The following is a 16323-nucleotide window of genomic DNA, read 5'->3' as shown; positions in this document are numbered from 1 at the left end:
ACATCTGAGTCACACAACAAGCGCACTATCCTTGCGGAATCCGGGGTGTCCATTGAGGGGTTGCCCAGCATACTGTCCAGGCTGCTTGAGGTGACGGTTGGAGGGGGGGAGGCTCTAATGAATCTACGAAGCAAGCTTGGTGGCTTGAGGTTGGGTTCGGAGTCCTCCCCGCAACGATATCCCTTTAGGATAAATCCAAGGGGCGTACCGCTTATATACAAGGTTGGGTTTCGTGACCTCAACCCAAAGCCAGAAATGGTTTCGTTGGGTTATGCTATCGCTAACCCAACCTACGACTACTGGGCTGGTACGAAATTTTGGGCCTGGGGGTGGAGTACGACCAGCAGTTTCAAGACATGGTGGCCGCCGTTACGGTGCTCGATGCCGAAGCCGTCGCTCAAGAGTTCTTTCATACCCCCTACATCTCCCTGCTAGGGCCGGAGGAATTTATTGTTCCAGTGGCGGCTGCCCAGGCTTAAGCTCAATTCCAAGTCGTAAACGTCGATCTAACAACTCACCTGCCCGCTATGGCTGTAGCAATTTGTTGTGCTGCGGTTAACGCTTTGAGGTTGTTACCAATTTCGCCATTCACTTGCCGGCCCTTCTCCATCGCCGTATTCACTCGGATCTATACCAGCTTTTACAGCGATAATATTGAAAAGCTCACATAATTCCTCTCGTTCGCCTGTCTCGATAAGTGAGCCATCCATTTCATGGTTGAGCGTATTGAGTGCTTCAACAGCAACCTGAAACTTTTGAAGTTTGTCTTCTTTTAGGGCGTCTTCACCCAAGGCAGCCAAATCAGAAACCAAGGTATCCAGGATGCGCTTTGCTGCCTCACAATTTTCTTCTGTGTATTGCTCTAAGCCCTCTTCGCCAGCCTCACCAATTTCAGCGTAAGTTTTCCACTTATTAAACGGATACTTTTCTCTAACTTCAAGAAGATCAGTTTCATAACTCATAAGAATTCTCCGATCTACGGGTGTACAGTAGCCCTGTAGGTTGGGTTGAGGTCACGAAACCCGACGCCAGCAATGGTTTCGTTGGATTTCACTATTGCTAACCCAGCCTACGGCAGAATCAAGTTTCGGGAGTTTTGTCAGTCAAGCAGGTTCTAAGCACCAATGTTTTGTTGCTCCAAATAGCTACCATCTGCGGCCTCGCCAACAGGTAAGATGGGGCGATCGCCTGATTGACAGTTGTGGCTAAGTTGCCGGGGAGAGTGCGGTGGGAAGTGGACTAATTTTAGCGCTGGTGGGGCTGTTGGCCGGGGTGCTGGCGGGGTTCTTGGGCATTGGCGGCGGCACGGTGATGGTGCCCGTGATGGTCGCTTTGGGTATGACGGGGGTGCAGGCGGTGGGGACGAGTACCCTTGCGATCGCCCTTATCGCCCTGGTCGGCAGCGTGCAGAACTGGCGCATGGGCTTTCTCAAGCTCAACCATGTGGCCATGTTGGGCCTACCCGCCCTAATCACCGCCTACCTGGGCAAAGAGCTGGCCACCGCTCTGCCCAACTACGCGCTGCTGGGGATTTTTGGACTCTTTCTGCTGTTTAATATCTACCTGATTGGCCTGAAAAAACAGGTGGTACGTCAGGCCCAGCGCAGCGAATCTGCTGGCCTACCCGCTGCAGATTCCACACCGCTGCCCGTGTCGCCCACGATCGCTAGGCTGGGCATTGGCGGGCTGGCCGGGTTTTTGGCGGGGCTGTTTGGGGTCGGCGGCGGCGTGGTGATGGTGCCCCTGCAAATTTTGCTGCTGCACGAGCCGATCAAGGTGGCGGTGCAAACCAGCCTGGGGGCGATCGTGATCACCGGGCTGTGGGCCTGCCTGTGGCATGCTCTGTCGGGCAACGTGCTGCTGACGACGGGGCTAATTTTAGGCGCGGCGGGGGCGATCGGCGTGCAGGTCAGCACCCGCTACCTGCCTCGGCTCCCCGACCAGGCGGTGACTATTATGTTTCGGGCGCTGCTGGCGCTGCTGTCTGGATACTTTTTCTTCAAAGCCTGGGCAGGCTACACGGCCCTGGCTGCATAGGTTTTTTCAAGCCCAACTAGCCTACCGCCGCCAGTCGAATCGATTCAATTTGAGGCGTAACGCAGCGCTACTTTTTCGCCGAACGTTTTCACCGAACACAAATTTTTGCTCACCCCTGCTGAAGAATTGCCCAAACCAGTGGCAACCTGCGGGCAAACGGGCTAGCGTGCGGGGGATGCGTTTTTAGCTCCCATGCGCCCCTTGTTCACTGGACCTCTCACCGTTGAAACGGTGGCTGCACCCATTCGCGACCTGCCCCGACGGCTAGAGGGGTGCCGCATTGTGCAGCTGTCCGACTTCCACTTCGACGGGCAGTGCCTCTCGCTGGGGCTGTTGCGGCAGGTAGTCGACCGGGTTAATGGCTTAGCCCCTGACCTGATCGCCCTGACTGGCGACTATGTCACTAGAGAAACGGCCCCCATCTTTACCCTTGCCCCCTACCTGCGCCAAATGCAGAGCCGTTACGGAACCGTTGCCGTGCTGGGCAACCACGACAACATTACCCTGGGGGGTCGCCGGACAATTTTGCGATCGCTGCGGCAGGTCGGCATTTGTGCCCTGTGGAACGATATCACCTACCCGCTGGGGGACGATTTGCCCGTAGTAGGGCTGGCCGACTTTTGGTCGCGAGATTTTTACGCTGTCCCTCTGCTCGACGCGCTATCGCCGACCCAGCCCCGGCTAGTGCTGTCCCACAACCCTGACAGCGCCGCATTTTTAGCCTCCCAGCGCGTCGACCTCCAGCTCTCGGGCCACACCCACGGCGGCCAAATTGTGCTGCCGGGCCTGGGGCCTGTGCCAGCTCTCACCCAATCGCTGCGGCTGTCTGCACTGTCTCGCCTGCCATTTGATCTGCCCTACTTAAACCGCAAATGCTTTAGAATCCTTCGCCACTGGGAATGGGCGTCGGGGCTGCACTCCGTAGGGGCGAACCAACTCTACGTGAACCGGGGCCTGGGCAGCTACGCGCCGGGGCGGTTGGGATGTCCGCCGGAGATCACGGTGATAGAGCTACGGGGAACGTGACAATACCCGGAAAGCGTGGCGTTTGCTGCCTGATTGATGCCCTTTAAAGTTGCCTGCTTGAAATTCCTGGCGCGTCTAACCCCGCCTGCTGGCGTTAAGATGCCAGCGGGGCTTGCCGATTGGTAGAGTTCTGGCGTTGGCCATCGCGCTCGGCCAGGGGCAGAAAGCCTACTGCGGCTAGAATTGCCTTCAAATTTACCCCATCTTCAAGCAGGCTGGCGTGGCCGCTGTGGGGCAGAGGGTAAATGCGCGAGTTGGGCAGCAGGGCCGCCAGGCGCTGGGCCTCTTCGAGGGAGGGCAGCAGGCGATCGCCCAGCGATGCCACCAGCAGCGTGGGCGCAGCTACCCGCTGCAGCTGGAGCGGCTCCAGGCGAAATTGGGACAGCAGGGCCAGGCGCCAGGCGGCACTCCCCTGGGACACAGCCTCCATCGCCCGCACCAGGGCCTGGCGGTTGGCCTCGCTGATGCGGCTGAGATTGGCCAGCACGGGGAGACTGCCTAGGGTAGAGGTCTGGTACAGCGGCGGGGCAACCCAGGGCGTTAGATTAGCGACCCAGTGCAGCCACGGAAAGCGGTGAAACGAAGAGGCCGAATTGATCAAAATTAGGTGGTCGGCCAGGGCGGGAGCCAGGGCCACTACCCGCAGCGCCAGACAGGCCCCAAACGACTCGCCGCAGAGATACACCGGGGCAGAGCCTGTCTCCCGCCGAATCAGCTGCACCGTCTGAAAGGCCAGGCGCTCCCACGACGATAGATCATCGCCGGGAATGACCAGGCAGCGAATATCAAAATAGGGCCTCAGGCCCGCGCTCTGGAGACCAAAAAGCTCACCGCTACCGTCCATGCCAGGCAGGTATATGAGCAGGGGGCGATCGGAATGTTTACCGACCGGGGCAACCAATTTTAGGGTGACAGATTCAGGCATGGGCAAATCGTGCAGACGGCAAACCAGCCCTAGAGCCAGCTGTGGCAAGGGCTGTCCCGCTGGGCAACCAGGTAGGCACAGGGCTGAACATCAGCAGCATCCTTGCTTTAGCAGCCTGGCAATTTCATCTTGGCAGCACTGGGTGAGTTCAGTGGCCACATCGCTGGGGCCTTTGCTGCGGTAGCGCGATCGCAGCCGCAGGTCCACCCGCACCGGGTGACCAATCAGCAGGTTTACCTCTTTGTAAAACACCGCCGGATGCCATCCTGACTGCTGAAACAGCGGCTCGGAGGCGTCAAAGATGCTCAGCCACCGCAGAGGCACCACCGAGTTATTTGTCTCCCGGCGGGCCGCGATCGCCACGGGGACGATCGCCAGTTCATCTACTGGTGCCCGCAGGGCCAGGTGGGCAAACCCGCGGTGAAAGCTATTCAGGTTGTCGGGGGTGGTCCTGTTGACCATGGGGGCCGCCCCTTCAGGGAAAATCCCTACCGCCTCGCCTTCGCCTAGGGCTTTCATAGCGCGGCGAAAAAACGCCGTCTGGCCCTTGTCAGGGGAATCTAGGGGCAGACAGCCAAGGGCATTGACGACATTGCGTAGACCGGGCACCTGGCTCATGTAGTGGTGGCAGGCAAAACGTACCGGGCGGCCCACGGCGCTCATCAGCAGCGGCGCGTCCATAATGCTGCGATGGTTGCTGACCACCACCAGAGGCCGGGCAGGCGGCAGTCGATCGCGCCCGTGCACGGAGACCCGCACCTGCGAAAGGGCCAGCAGCCAGTTAGACATATCCAGAGGGTTAGCTGTCAGAGCAGCCAGCGGCGGGACAGGAGCTAGGACCATTCAAACCTGCAAAGATGGAGAAGGCACAGCTGCCTCTGGTAGAAGACCGCGAAACCTTATGTTTCATAACTTAACAAAAACTCAGGCATTCACAAGCGGGTAAACCGACCGATCTGAGAAAGATCTCCCCACGGATGATCCCCCGCTCAGGGTCAACGGCTCTTAGAGGCCCGGAGCTGGCCGCAGGCAGCGTTTTCCTCTAGCCCACGGGAGTAGCGGACCGTAACGGCAATACGGTGGGACTCCAGCTCAGCTACAAACTCACGAATGCTGGCTTCACTGGGGCGCTGGTAGTCGGCCTCGTCGATGGGGTTGTAGGGAATCAGGTTGACGTGGCTCTGGAACCCCCGCAGGTGCTGGGCCAGCTCGGCAGCATCGGTGGGCCGATCGTTTAGCCCAGCCAGCAGAATGTACTCGAAGGTAACCCGCCGCCCGGTGAGCTGCACGTACTCACGACATTCGTCGAGCAGCACCTCCAGGGGATAGGCGCCAGCACTGGGAATTAGCTGAAGCCGCTGGGGCTGATTGGAGGCGTGCAGGCTCACCGCCAGGGTAACCTGTAGCTGCTCCGCCGCCAGCGCCCGAATCCGGCCCGGCACTCCCACCGTAGACAGGGTCATGGCCCGCTGACCAATGCCCACGTCCCGATTCAGGCAGCGGATCGCTGCCACGACGCTGCTGCCGTTGAGCAGGGGTTCGCCCATGCCCATAAACACGATGTGGCTGACCCGCTGGCCAAAATCCTGCTGTACGGTGAGCACCTGATCGACAATCTCGTGGACGGCCAGGTTGCGCACGAAGCCACCCTTGCCCGTAGCGCAAAAATCGCAGGCCATCGGGCAGCCCACCTGGGACGACACGCACACCGTCAGTCGCTTGGCAGAGGGAATGCCCACGGTTTCAACAATTTGGCCATCGGCCAGTCTGAGCAGGTATTTCACCGTGCCGTCGCTGGCCACAACCCGGTGGTGTAGGGTTGAGCGGCCTAAGTGAACGTTTTCCCGCTCCTGGCGCCAGGCCTTGGGAAATACGGTGATGTCCTGGAGCGATCGCGCCCCCTGCTGATACAGCCATTGGTAAAGCTGCTTACCCCGATAGCTCGGCTGCCCCTGGGCCTGCATCCACTCGGTTAGCTCCTCTAGGGATTTGCCCAGCAAAGGCGCCGACGAGTCCCCGCTTACGGAGGCCTTGTCTCCCACCGCAGAATCTACGGCAGATGAGTTAGGGGAAGTCAGAGGGAAAACAGCCATAGCCACAACAAATGCAGAATCCTCTATGGTAGCGATATTCTGCCCCTAAGGGCGCTACCGGCGGCGGCTGGGAAAATCGTCGGGATCTGGCCTGTGCTTTGGCGTAGTTGTATCGGTGTGCATCAGCTCGACCAGCCCCTCCGTGAGCATTTTGGGGTCCATAAAGACCACTTTGGAGTTTTCGCTTTCGCCTAGCTTCTGGTTGGCATCCACATAGCGCTGGGCCAACAGATAGTTGAGAATTTCGCCGGTATCGCTGCGATCGGCCAGGGCCTTAGACAACATTTGAATCGATTGCACTGTGGCCTCAGCCCGCTTAATAGCCGCTTCCTGCTCGCCCTGCGCCTCCAGCACCATGGCCCGGCTCCTCAGCTCCGCCGCCTGCTGCAACTGCATCGATCGCCTCACTTCTTCAGGGGGAATAATTTCCTGCACCTCAACCCGCGTGACTTTCACACCCCAAGGCTCAGTGGCTTCATCGAGCTGGGAGAGCAGCGCTCGGTTCAGCTCATCGCGGGAGGAAAACGTCTTCTCAAACTCCATCTTGCCAATTTCCGATCGCAGGGTGGTAATCACCAGTTCTTCAATGCCCTGCTCAACGTTTTCAATGGCGTAGAAGGTCAGCTCCAGCTCTAAAATGCGCCAGTACACCACGGCATCGACTTCCAGAGATACGTTGTCTCTGGTAATCGCGCCCTGCTTAGCCACGTCAAGAATTTGCTCGCGGACGCTGTCGCGCAGCACAATGTAGTCGAGCACCGGCACAATGAAGTTCATTCCGGGCTTCAGCTTGCGGTGGTATCGGCCCAGGCGCTCTACCAGAGCTTCGGTACCCTGATTGATAATACGCACCGAACCCACGGTGTAACCAATAATGATTAGCGCCAGAATTCCAATAATTGACGGCACAGCTAGCCCCCAGGACTAAAAGGTTGAGTAAACCTGTTCTACCCTCAAGTGTACCGATTTCTCCCCAAAGTGAGCGAAACCGTTCATCAACCCCAATCCCTTCGCAGACTGGCTGAATACCGACTCCTAACGGCAACTCATCTGCCCCTCTGGCCCTCTGCCCAAGCCTGCCTAGCTGGCGCGGGCCACATGCCTGAGTATCGTCATCGGCCCCAGCGCTTTTAACAGCTCCAGCTGCTCCTGATTTTTCACCAGCAATGACCCGGCAAATCCCAAGGAATTCACCGGAATTGACTCATAGTGCTCCTGCCGTCGAGCCACCGCCATCATCCAGCGGCGGGTGACCAGCAGGTTATAGGGAAAGGTTTCGGGGGGCCTTGCCCAGTCGACTCCAAGGGAGGTAAGCAGATTTTGGTAGGCCGCTAGCAGGGTTGCGCCGCCTGGGGATTGCTGCTCTACCAGGGGCAAAATAGCGTGGTGAAAGGCCAGGATAGGCGACTGTAGAGGCTCAGAGACGTCGTGGGAAAGGTTGAGATCGGCCAGTACTGTGGTCAAGGGCAGCGGGCTGCGATCGGGGCACAGGGGCGGCGGCACCAGCTGCAGGTGCTTGTGGCGCTGGCTGGCCCCGGCTAGACGGCCACCGTTATAAAAGGCCAGGCCATCGACTTCGGCCATACAAATGGCTAAGGCCTCAAAATCAGCCAGGGTCAGCCAGGTATTTTGATCCTCAAAAGCACGGGTGACGATCAAAATGTGGTGGTCAACCACGTTGTATTTGTTGAGTAAACACAGGTGAGTAGCCGACAGGTTGGCCACAAACAAGTCTGGGTCATAGGGCAAAAACGGATTTGCGGGCTTCCCCATCCGCTGCTGAGCCTGCTGAGCCAGGTCAGCTTTTTCTTTACGCGTCAGGTTAGCCAAAATTCTGACTAAAAAGCGCATGCCGCCCTGGTCCACGAACTCGTAGCGGGTGTCGATGGGCTGGAGAGCACCACGGGCCAAAGCATGGCCGGTCTGCTGCTGAATGTTGCTCCAGAGGTCGCCGGGGGCCAGCCCGACCTCGGCAGAATAGGCCATAGGGACACCAGCGAGGAAACGTTACTTCCCCGACTTTACCAAACCCCCGACCCCAGCAACAGAGGCCAATGCAACGATAAAAACACGAAAAAACTAACTAATCCCAACAGGTTTCGCAGTTTCTAAGAGGCTATAGGCGTTATTTAAAAGCAACAGCACCCAACGTCTTAATTCAAAGAACTTCCCAAATTGAGTCGAGCCTTTATGGAGATGAAAAGCTTAGTTTACCCTCTAGCTAGAGAATAGATTACTGCTTCCAATAACTCCCGTCTGCTTACTACAGGAAGGGTTGAATGATGTCTTGGGTGCTGCTGTTTAGACGAGACAGATGTGAAATCAACAGCGCTTTCACTCCTTTTTGTGTGTGGACCATTGGCTGTTTTATCTGCCAGGGAAGCCTCATCGGCTCCACATTCAATATAGCTTTTTCGTCAAAGTTAGCCTAGTTGATGAAACGATAGTTAACACTGGATTAATGGTGCTTTATATCCAGATTGAAAGCGCCATTAATCCAGTCGTTTAGGTACATTTATCTGGGAGCATCCCACTTTCGACAAAATAGTCAACTTGCGAGTTGACCATTGAGGTAGGCACAGCGCAGACTCAACATTGCATTGACGGAGGCCGTATTCCAGCGGGCACCCGAGATTTGGAGACGTCGCCCAATCTGTTTGACAGCCGACTCAACGGCTCCTGAACCAATGGAGCAGAGTTGCTCACTCTGATAGGCTCCATAATTCACGATGCGAGCCCGATGGGTGCTCAGATAAGCTTCAAAGTTGCGGGCTTGCTTGCGCCGACAGTCCGCAAAGAGGGCCTGGGCAGACGCCACCTCACCTTGCCATAACAGCGTTTCCGCCGCCGCTAAGCGCTTGAGCGACCCACCGACTTTGTAGAGGTTTTCTTTGAGGTGATACCAATCGAGGATTTCCCAACGGGTCTCAACGGTGGTGAGTTGACTAAACAAATTCCACACCCCAGCGTGACCATCGCCCAGACAGACCAGCGGGGAGAGCAATCGCTGAGCGCTGAGATAGTCAATCAAGCTCTCATTGTCCTGGAAGAAGGCGTTGTAGTAGATCCCTTGCACCCGCACCGCTTTGTAGTCTCGCCACGGGCTGGTGGACTCCACCAGGTCACGCAGACGGACTTTGCCGCCATCAATGCTGACCTCACTGACGCCTTGTTTGGCCTCGGCAGACTCGAACGACTGACGCCCCACCAGGCGTTGTTGGGTCGAGTGCCCGACCTTCATCCCGGTCAGGGCCGCGATGTCATCCTCTGCACCTTGAAACGATTCGTTAGCACTTAAGCGTAAGTTGGCTTTCTCTAGGCCACCACTGAGACGGCTGTAAGCCTTTACGCCTAACTGTTCTGCCTGGCTTTGACGAATCTGGAGGAAACCCACCAAACTCTTCAGTCGGCGAACCCGGCCTCGGGCCGGGTAGGCTTGCTGGTTGACAAAAAAACGGCGACTCGAGGGCTGACCTCCTCCAGCATCTGCTGTCGCACGGTTTGCTCAATGCTTTCCAGACTATCGAGCCTGTCTCGGTTGCTATTGCGGTACAAAATCTCGGCAATCTCTGCTGTACAAGCTTCCAATCGCTTTTGGTCTTCGGGGGTCATGGTGAGTCGTCCCTGAGCTACCCCTCTATTCTCCCCCTGACACTGTTTTCGCGAAAGTGGGATGCTCCCCATTTATCTTGCCCTTTACCAACGGCGGTTGAGGCTGCGATCGCCACAAGTAGCCATCAATTTACCCATCGATACTGTGCACCGCTAGCCAAATGCAGGGCGGTTGGCTGCTGGTATAGTCGACCCGATGGCGCACGTGGGCCGGGATCAGTACGTAATCCCCTGCCCCCATCGCCAGGGCGGTGCCATCCTCGTAGGTAAGCCTGGCGCTGCCCTGCAACAGCACCACCCACTCCGCCTGGTTTTGGTCATACCAGTCGCCAGGAGGTGTTGTTTGTCCGCTCGAAACAATGCGCTCAACCCGCACATGAGCGGTTTCAAACAACGCTGTAACCATCTCCACCGCTGGCAGCAGGTCGGGCAGCTTTAACAGGTTGGCAGGCTGGGGGGCTGAGGCCATAAGGGGGATGACGGCACAGCCCTAATTGATAGAGCAGCCGTCTTGATCACAGGTAACCTTAGAGGGCACAGCGCTCTCTGGCACCACGGTAAACCCGCCCACGCTGACGCCCGTAATGCCGTACTGGTCTCGCAGCACCTGATTAAAACTGGCGATGATGTCCGGCAGCTGTTGCTCTAACACAGACCGCACCTGATCGGCCTCGGGGGGCGGGCTGCCAATGGTTTCTATAGACATAGATTCAAGCTGGTAAAGGATAAGCCAATTGTAGGGCGGCGGGAAATTGTAAGCCTTGTTTACTTCACGGCTCTACATATAGCAGGACACAGAACATAGGTGGAGCCACAGTGGCGCTGCGGCAGGTCGCACCGCGTGGGCAGCCTGCCTTACTCACCTTGGCAAAAGCGCAAAAAAACACGGCCTGGGGCAAGTTCACAATCTGTGAACTTGCCCCAGGCCTGCAATTCTCTGCCGAGAGTTTTTAGTTCAGGGCTTCTAGATAGTCGCGGATGCGGTTGCGGCGCTTGGGCTGGCGCAACTTTTGCAGTGCCTTAGACTCAATCTGACGCACTCGCTCGCGGGATAGCTCTAGGGCGCGGCCAATTTCGGCCAGGGAGTAGGGGGTGCCGTCGCCAAGGCCAAAGCGCATATTGATCACATCCTGCTCGCGGGTGGTGAGGTCGGCCATCAGCTGCTGCAAATCGCGGCGCAGCGACTCACGAATCAGCATGTCCTCGGGGGACATGCAGTCGGTTTCCAGCAGATCGCCCAGCTCGGTGTCGCGGTCTTTGCCCACCTTGGTTTCGAGGGAAACGGCCCGAGGTACGCGCAGCAGAACTTCGCGCACCTGGGCGGCAGTCATGTCGAGCTCGCGGGCGATATCTTCGATGGAGGGGGTGCGGCCTTTCTCCTGGGAGAGCTTGCGCTGGGCCTTTTTGATTTTGTTGAGTTTTTCGGTGATGTGGACCGGCAGGCGAATGGTGCGGCTCTGGGTGGCGATCGCGCGGGTAATGCCCTGGCGAATCCACCAGTAGGCGTAGGTGCTAAAGCGGTAGCCCTTGGTGGGGTCAAACTTTTCCACCGCTCGCTCCAGGCCCAGGGTGCCCTCTTGAATCAGATCGAGCAGCTCCAGACCCCGGTTCTGGTATTTTTTGGCCACCGACACCACCAGGCGCAGGTTGGCCTTGATCATGTGCTCTTTGGCGCGAATGCCCTCGGCGATGGCTTTCTCTAGCTCGGGTACGGTGAGCTGGCTGAGCTCCGCCCAGGCCCGCTTGCCTGCGGCCAGGGTGGGCTTGAGGTCAGCAATGGGAACCTCCGCCTCGGCCGCCCAGCGCTCTAGGGAGGGGCGATAGCCCAGCTGCGACGAGAGGCGATCGCGGGTTTTGAGCAGGTTGCTGTAGATCGCTAGGATGCCACCGTTGGCCCCTGCGGCCTGAGTCAGATCCTCTAGCAGCTGCATATAGCTCTGCACGCACTGGGCCTCGGCAACCTCTTCGTGGCGCTCTAGCAGGCGCACGCGGCCAATTTCTTGCAGGTAGAGGCGAACCAGGTCGGTGGTGCGACGCCCCTTCAGCACCTCTGCCGTGTCGGCCTCAAAATCGCTGTCCTCAGAGTCGACGGGGGAGAAGTCATGGAGAGGCAGGGCGGCCCCTTCGTCCTCATCTCCCAGGGCGGGGAGATCAAGCTCCTGATCGGGCAGGGCGGAGGCTTCGTTTGTTCTGTAGTGGGGTGTTGCTACCATGACGCTCTCTAGTAACGTGTCTGAACCTGTGCCGATAGGCCATTGCCAACCTGGGCTTATTGTTCCCAAACCGCCAGGACTTTAGAACAGGGGCCTGAGTTCCAGCGCTGGGCGGTCAGGGGCGATCGCAGCAACCGACGGCAGGCGATCGACGGCATGGGGGAGGCTGAGGCCAACCGACACCATAATCTACGCCTCCCCTTGCCGTAATTCCCGATGAAACGTTACACCTTGGCAAAAACCTTACATTGACCCCGAAGCGCCGTATAGGATTAGGGCATTCGTTGCAATTGGGAGCGGACTTCGCTAATGGTTAACGGTCTTCCCTGGACGGCAGACGCCCAGGCCAAGCTTAAAAATATTCCGTTTTTTGTCCGCGCCCAGGCCCGCAAACGGATTGAGGATGTAGCCCGTGAAGCTGAGGCTGAGACCGTTACAGCCGATCTGGTGGAGCAGGTGCGGCTGGAGTTTGGCCAGTAGCCCCGAGCATCCCAACAATTCTGCCGCTAGATACAGGTAGGCCAGCCCTGGCAGCGCTATGCTAACGGATGCGCTGAGCAGCCTTTTCTGATGGCATGGGTCGGCGATGCAGACTACCGCAAAGCCCTACGGCTGTCACCTTGATAATGCGTAATGCGTGAATAGATGCATAGTGCGGGCTGGCAGATCGATGCTAGTAGATTGACGTTCAAGTGTCTGGGCAATGGGTTGCAAGTCGTACTCATAACGAGTATGATTTATGGAGAGCCGGGGCCATAGTGCTAGGATTTTCAACAGCAGGCCCGCAGGCAGCATCACAGATTTGTTGGTTATCCGTCCGATTGACAGACCTTCAATTGACAGAACAAAGAGAGGCCCTATGGTTGCAACCGCTGAAAAAACTAAGACCAAGCGCGGGTTTTACCCCACCCGCATCGATATGTCTGCCGACGTGCGATCGCAGATTTGTGCGATCTTAAATCAAACCCTGGCCGCAACCCTCGATCTGAAAACTCAGACGAAGCAGGCCCACTGGAACGTGAAGGGCATGGATTTTTACCAGCTACATGAGCTGTTTGACGAGCTGGCGGGGGAGCTAGAAGGCTACGTCGACTTGGTGGCCGAGCGTGTTACCGCCCTGGGCGGCACAGCTATGGGTACGGCTCGCATGGCCGCAGCCGAGTCCATTTTGCCCGAGTACCCGGTCGATGCCGTCGAGGGCGCTGAGCATGTCACTGCGCTAGCCGAGCGCTTTGCCGCCTACGGTAAGCACGTGCGCGAAGCCATTGGCGCTACCGATGACCTGGGCGATGCCGACACGGCGGATCTATACACTGAGGTTTCTCGCACCATCGACATGCGTCTGTGGTTCCTGGAAGCCCACCTGGTTAAGAAATCTGACCGAGGCTAGGCATTAAGCCGCCAGTCACAGCTAGTCTATAGCCGGGGAGATAGCGGCCGCTGTCTCCTCGGCTTTGTCGTTCAGGCCGATGTTTTTGGGACAGGCCAGCCGCAGTCTTAACATCTTCTGTGGTAAGGCCCGGTCTTGAGCAGGTACCATAGCGCTTCAGTCGCTCTTTTCTTACCTATGCCTAATCCGGCTTCCCCCCCTTCCGGCTCCAATGCGATCGGCAACACGGTTTCGGTAGAAATCGACCTGGTCAGCTCTACCGCCGAGAATCATACCCATGGGTACGGGCACACTCATGGGCATGGGCATTCCCACGGGCACGGGCACACCCACGGGGCCGTAGATCCCGAAATAGCCGCCTCGGAGCGAGGGCTGTGGGCTGTGAAGTTGTCGTTTATAGGGCTGGTGATAACGGCGATCGCCCAGGCCGTCGTTTTTGCCCTATCGGGCAGCGTTGCCCTAATGGCCGATCTGATTCACAACGTGGGCGATGCGATGACCTCGTTACCCCTGGGGGTGGCCTTTCTGCTGGCGCGCGCCAGGCCTTCGGCCCGCTTTGCCTACGGCTATGGTCGCACGGAGGATCTGGCCGGGCTGGCGATCGTAGCGGTCATTTTCTGTAGCGCTCTGCTCACCGGCTACGAATCGATTGAGCGGTTGCGCCATCCCCAACCCCTAGATCACCTGGGGGCGCTGGCGGCGGCGGCGATCGTTGGCTTTGTTGGCAATGAGGTGGTAGCTCTGTTTCGCCTAAGGGTGGGGCGTGAGATCAGCAGCGCCGCGCTGGTGGCCGATGGGCTGCACGCTCGGGCCGATGGGCTGGTTAGCCTGGCGGTACTGGTCAGCGCGGTGGGGGTGGGGCTGGGCTACCCCTGGGCCGACCCAGCCATGGGGTTGATCATTACCCTGGTGCTGCTGCGGGTGGTGGGGCAGTCCACCCAGACGGTATTTACCCGGCTGCTGGATGGAATTGAGCCAGAGGTGCTCGATCGCCTGCGCCATGAAGTAGAGCACGGGGTAGCCGCTGCCGCGCCAGAGGCCCCGGTGACCGTGACCCTGGTGAAGGGACGATGGCTGGGCCATCGACTGTATGGAGAGGTGGCCCTGGGCGTGGACGGGGATCTGTCGGTGGCGGGGGGAGGTGCGATCGCCGCTCAGGTCAGTGCTCACCTGCACCGACAGCTGCCCTACCTGGCCGAAGTCACCATCCAGGTGCAGCCCCAGCGACGTCTCGAACCAGCGCCCCTGCAAAAGATGGTTGAAGCAATTTTAGATAGCTAAGTTTCTCTGGGACTCACTTTTGCCCTAGCCGCCCAGCTGATGGCAGCGGGACAGTCGCAGCATCATGGCGTCGAGGCGGGACAGATCGCCAAAGCACGCCCCCTGTCCGGTTAAAAAGCCGCCCATCTGAAGAGAGGCCAAGCGCGGCACTCGCCAGTACCACAGCGCCGGCAGGTGGCCCATGGGAGCGTCAAGGTCAAAATCTAGCCAGCTGTAAAATTTCAGGAAGCCCACAGGCCGCAGCGGAAATAGCATTAGCCATCCCACCTCTTCAAAAAAGGGATGGGGCATAGACCAGTTGCGCAGGGCTGGGTCAAACGCTACGGTTTCTAAAATGTCGGCATAGACTTGCAGCTGGGCTGAAAAACCGAAATGTCCACCGCTAGCGCTTTGCCAGCAGTCGTCAAGGGCGTTGAGCAGCGGGCAGGGCAGAGTCGCCAAGGTCTCCGTGGCCAGGTGCAGCCGATGGCGCTGAACTTCCTCGCGGGACGGTATTGCTGAGTTGCCTGGGCTGTGGGCCACGGCCCTGAGAAGCAGATCGGTAGTCAGCCGATCCGCAGCTTTCCAGTCTTCTTCGTAGAGCAACAGGCTGAGCTCGCTGAGGCTTTCTTCTAAGTCGGTGGTCATAGCGCTGGCGAGCATGGGTTAGGCCTCCGGTTAGGCAAGCTGGGTGGGGAACGCTGGATCGAGAGCTGGCGTCGCCGCAGCCTCCAGGAGCATGCACCCGTTGAGGTGCTGAATGACGGCGGCTATGACTTCAAGGCTGGGCTTGTAGCGATCGCTCAGGCTGGGGCAGCTCCACCGCCAGGTGGGCAGGTGTCCCTGGGGCGCCTCAAGGCTAAAGTTTAGATCGTGGTAGGGCCTATAGCCCTGATAAAGCAGAGAGGGCGCCTCGCGCCAGCCCAGCGCCTGCTGAAAGTCGAGCAATCGCTGGCGATCGTCCTGCTGAATTTGCTGCTGGGCTCGGTAGACCTGCTGCTGGGCCTTAAACCCAAAGCGTCCGCTGCTGTAGCGGCTCCACAGGCCGTCGATGGTGGCGACATCCACCGCTGACAACCGCTGCACCGTGGCCGCAGTAGCGGGCTGCATATCGCGATCGAGGGCTTTGAGAATAACGGCTTCGGTTTCCATGTCGGCCTCTTGCCAGGCCTGCTGGTGCAGCAGGTTGCGCAGACGGCTGTAGTCGACCCCGGCGGCAGATTGAATACCGCCGTGCAGTTCATCGCGCACCTCGACCTCGATCGATATTGCCTCATCAACTGAAATGTTTCGCAGGCGACGGGCCTGGTCTAATCGACCTTGGTCGTATTCGGATGGGTAAATATTGCTAGTCATCGCCTCGCGACACAGCGATCGGTACTGATCGCGCCATTCTTGAGCCTGCTGAGCCTGTTTTTGCCGCTCGGCCTTGGCTTTTGACTCAGCTTCTTGAGAAGCTTTGGCAAGCTGCTGCTCACTTTTTAATTTGATATCTTCGTTGTAGTCTTTGTAATAGTGTTTGTATATGAGCTCAGCCTCGGATTTTGGCAAGCCTAAATTCTCAGCCAGTTCTTCTAACATCGGCCAACGATCCTTAGAAGCAAAGGAGTAACTTTCCCTCATTCTTCTAAAATACATGAACTCCTCAAATGTGATCTTCTCAAAATAATTATGCTTTTCTTCTCTAGTTTTATATTTTCCTGCAACTTCGTCATTAAGATCATGAGCCTGCTCTTGAGTTAATCCCAAACGTTGCCCGATTAGCTT

Annotated in this window: 17 protein-coding genes and 1 pseudogene; 6 read left to right on the top strand and 12 right to left on the bottom strand. The window is 58.0% G+C overall.

All coding sequences use genetic code 11. The features are described from left to right. The first annotated feature begins 329 nt into the window (after positions 1–329). Entirely contained in the window at positions 330–479 is a 150-nt protein-coding gene (locus tag LEPTO7104_RS40230; protein ID WP_196358132.1) for a hypothetical protein, read from the top strand. Positions 480–572: 93 nt separating this feature from the next. Here the strand turns inward: LEPTO7104_RS40230 and LEPTO7104_RS0118515 are convergent, their stop codons facing one another. Continuing rightward, positions 573–962, bottom strand: a complete 390-nt coding sequence (locus LEPTO7104_RS0118515) for a hypothetical protein (RefSeq protein ID WP_017300077.1) — start codon at positions 960–962, stop codon at positions 573–575. A 265-nt stretch (positions 963–1227) separates the two neighbouring features. Here LEPTO7104_RS0118515 and LEPTO7104_RS0118510 point away from each other — a divergent pair, with 265 nt between their 5' ends. Next, positions 1228–2037, top strand: a complete 810-nt coding sequence (locus tag LEPTO7104_RS0118510) for a sulfite exporter TauE/SafE family protein (RefSeq protein ID WP_026072838.1) — start codon at positions 1228–1230, stop codon at positions 2035–2037. 192 nt (positions 2038–2229) lie between these two features. Next, positions 2230–3063 carry a metallophosphoesterase gene (locus LEPTO7104_RS0118505; RefSeq protein WP_017300075.1) on the top strand — a complete coding sequence of 278 codons (834 nt, stop codon included), beginning with the start codon at positions 2230–2232 and terminating at the stop codon, positions 3061–3063. A gap of 94 nt (positions 3064–3157) precedes the next feature. Here LEPTO7104_RS0118505 and LEPTO7104_RS0118500 read toward each other — a convergent pair whose 3' ends face one another. The 9 genes and pseudogenes from LEPTO7104_RS0118500 to sigC form a co-directional block, all read right to left on the bottom strand. After that, positions 3158–3988, bottom strand: a complete 831-nt coding sequence (locus LEPTO7104_RS0118500) for an alpha/beta fold hydrolase (RefSeq protein ID WP_017300074.1) — start codon at positions 3986–3988, stop codon at positions 3158–3160. A gap of 90 nt (positions 3989–4078) precedes the next feature. Continuing rightward, a complete protein-coding gene (locus LEPTO7104_RS0118495; RefSeq protein WP_051158514.1) occupies positions 4079–4831 on the bottom strand; it encodes a lysophospholipid acyltransferase family protein in 753 nt (250 codons plus the stop codon). A 152-nt stretch (positions 4832–4983) separates the two neighbouring features. Next, a complete protein-coding gene (gene rlmN, locus LEPTO7104_RS0118490) occupies positions 4984–6081 on the bottom strand; it encodes a dual-specificity RNA methyltransferase RlmN (RefSeq protein WP_083887095.1) in 1098 nt (365 codons plus the stop codon). A gap of 54 nt (positions 6082–6135) precedes the next feature. Next, positions 6136–6990, bottom strand: a complete 855-nt coding sequence (locus LEPTO7104_RS34470) for an SPFH domain-containing protein (protein WP_017300071.1) — start codon at positions 6988–6990, stop codon at positions 6136–6138. A 171-nt stretch (positions 6991–7161) separates the two neighbouring features. Further along, positions 7162–8067 (bottom strand): ATP adenylyltransferase family protein, encoded by a 906-nt coding sequence (locus tag LEPTO7104_RS0118480; protein WP_017300070.1) that lies wholly within the window; start codon positions 8065–8067, stop codon positions 7162–7164. 562 nt (positions 8068–8629) lie between these two features. Then, positions 8630–9693 (bottom strand): ISKra4 family transposase gene (locus LEPTO7104_RS0118475; protein ID WP_155523613.1). Its coding sequence is split into 2 segments (ribosomal slippage): positions 8630–9537 and positions 9537–9693, totalling 1065 coding nucleotides; the frame shifts between segments, so codons are not numbered across the junction. A 130-nt stretch (positions 9694–9823) separates the two neighbouring features. Continuing rightward, a complete protein-coding gene (locus LEPTO7104_RS0118465) occupies positions 9824–10162 on the bottom strand; it encodes a cupin domain-containing protein (protein WP_017300069.1) in 339 nt (112 codons plus the stop codon). A gap of 21 nt (positions 10163–10183) precedes the next feature. Next, a complete protein-coding gene (locus LEPTO7104_RS0118460) occupies positions 10184–10399 on the bottom strand; it encodes a hypothetical protein (RefSeq protein WP_017300068.1) in 216 nt (71 codons plus the stop codon). A gap of 244 nt (positions 10400–10643) precedes the next feature. After that, positions 10644–11729 (bottom strand): annotated as a pseudogene (sigC, locus tag LEPTO7104_RS0118455) (RNA polymerase sigma factor SigC); the annotation flags it as partial. 486 nt (positions 11730–12215) lie between these two features. Between sigC and LEPTO7104_RS0118450 the strand changes: the two are divergent. The 3 genes from LEPTO7104_RS0118450 to LEPTO7104_RS0118435 all read left to right on the top strand — a co-directional run bounded on the left by LEPTO7104_RS0118450 (position 12216) and on the right by LEPTO7104_RS0118435 (position 14577). After that, positions 12216–12386, top strand: a complete 171-nt coding sequence (locus LEPTO7104_RS0118450) for a PCP reductase family protein (protein WP_017300066.1) — start codon at positions 12216–12218, stop codon at positions 12384–12386. Positions 12387–12765: 379 nt separating this feature from the next. Beyond that, positions 12766–13296 (top strand): DNA starvation/stationary phase protection protein Dps, encoded by a 531-nt coding sequence (dps, locus tag LEPTO7104_RS0118445; protein ID WP_017300065.1) that lies wholly within the window; start codon positions 12766–12768, stop codon positions 13294–13296. A gap of 177 nt (positions 13297–13473) precedes the next feature. Then, complete coding sequence (locus tag LEPTO7104_RS0118435; protein ID WP_017300063.1) at positions 13474–14577, top strand: cation diffusion facilitator family transporter; 1104 nt, start codon at positions 13474–13476, stop codon at positions 14575–14577. A gap of 24 nt (positions 14578–14601) precedes the next feature. Here LEPTO7104_RS0118435 and LEPTO7104_RS0118430 read toward each other — a convergent pair whose 3' ends face one another. Both LEPTO7104_RS0118430 and LEPTO7104_RS41245 read right to left on the bottom strand, forming a co-directional pair. Continuing rightward, positions 14602–15219: a GUN4 domain-containing protein gene (locus LEPTO7104_RS0118430; RefSeq protein WP_017300062.1), complete on the bottom strand. Its 618-nt coding sequence runs from the start codon at positions 15217–15219 to the stop codon at positions 14602–14604. 15 nt (positions 15220–15234) lie between these two features. Further along, positions 15235–16137 (bottom strand): GUN4 domain-containing protein, encoded by a 903-nt coding sequence (locus LEPTO7104_RS41245; RefSeq protein ID WP_017300061.1) that lies wholly within the window; start codon positions 16135–16137, stop codon positions 15235–15237. Positions 16138–16323 lie beyond the last annotated feature (186 nt).

It is taken from the genome of Nodosilinea nodulosa PCC 7104, assembly GCF_000309385.1.
GTDB lineage: Bacteria > Cyanobacteriota > Cyanobacteriia > Phormidesmidales > Phormidesmidaceae > Nodosilinea > Nodosilinea nodulosa.
Note: the sequence above shows the minus strand (reverse complement) of the source record. Positions and strands in the feature narration are given on the sequence as shown.